1 pseudogene is annotated in these 932 nt (G+C 79.6%); it reads left to right on the forward strand.

Features of this window, described 5'->3' with window-relative positions:
- Nucleotides 1–142: 142 nt before the first annotated feature.
- Nucleotides 143–932 (forward strand): annotated as a pseudogene (locus GPJ59_RS36570) (ATP-binding protein); the annotation flags it as partial.

Genomic DNA, 932 nt, shown 5'->3' on the forward strand with positions numbered 1-932 from the left:
AGGGACGGTGCTAGGTAGACGGGGAACGCGACCGGGCGGAGGCCCGGGGCGCGGCCCAGGTCAGCCGAGGGGCCGGGCCGGCCCCGGCCGCCCGGGTGCCCGGGCCGCGGTCGGAGCGGGCCCGTCGGCGGGGCGGACGCTGATGGCCGACGACCACCTGGCGGCCCGGCTTGCCGCCGTGGAGAGCCGGGTCCGCGCCGCCGTCGAGGCGCGGCGCCGCACGGACCCGGAGGCCGACGACCCGTTCCGCGGGCTCTACCTGTCCGACGACACCGTGCGCAGGATCCTCGGCACCCCCGACCAGGTGCCGTGGCCCGACCCCGTCGACCCGCCCCCGGCCGGGGACGGCAGCTCCCGGCTGGAGGCGCTGGAACGCGACTTCGCCCTCCGGCCGCTGGACACCGAGCTGCTCCTGATCGCCCTCGCGCCCGACCTCGACCGGCGCTTCGAGCAGCTCTACGGCTACCTGAACGACGACGTGACACGGCGGCGGCCCACCGTCGGGCTGGCGCTCGGGCTGTGCGGGGTGCCCGCGGCCTCGGCGGCCGCGCGGTCCCGCCTGGCGGCGGGCGGCCCGCTGGCGGAGCGGGGCCTGCTGCTGCTGGAGGAGCCCGAACGCCCCTTCCTGGGGCGGTCGTTGCGGGTGCCCGACCGGGTCACCGCCCATCTGCTGGGCGACGACGCGGTGGCCTGGGAACTGGTGGACCTGCTCAGGCCGGCACCGCCGGGCCTGCCGTCCTCGCCGGGCCTGCCGTCCTCGCCGTACGGGGAGCTGCCGGGGCGGTTGGCGGGCGCGCTGGCCGCGGGGACCTCGCCGGTGTACCTGCGGGAGCCGGCCGGTGGTGCGGCCGTCGAGATCGCCGCCACCGCGCTGGCCGGCGCCGGCCGCGGCGCGTTCGTCCTCGACCTGGGCCGGCTGGCCCGGCAGGACG

The sequence above is a fragment of the Streptomyces bambusae genome, from assembly GCF_019400985.1.
Classification (GTDB): domain Bacteria; phylum Actinomycetota; class Actinomycetes; order Streptomycetales; family Streptomycetaceae; genus Streptomyces; species Streptomyces bambusae_A.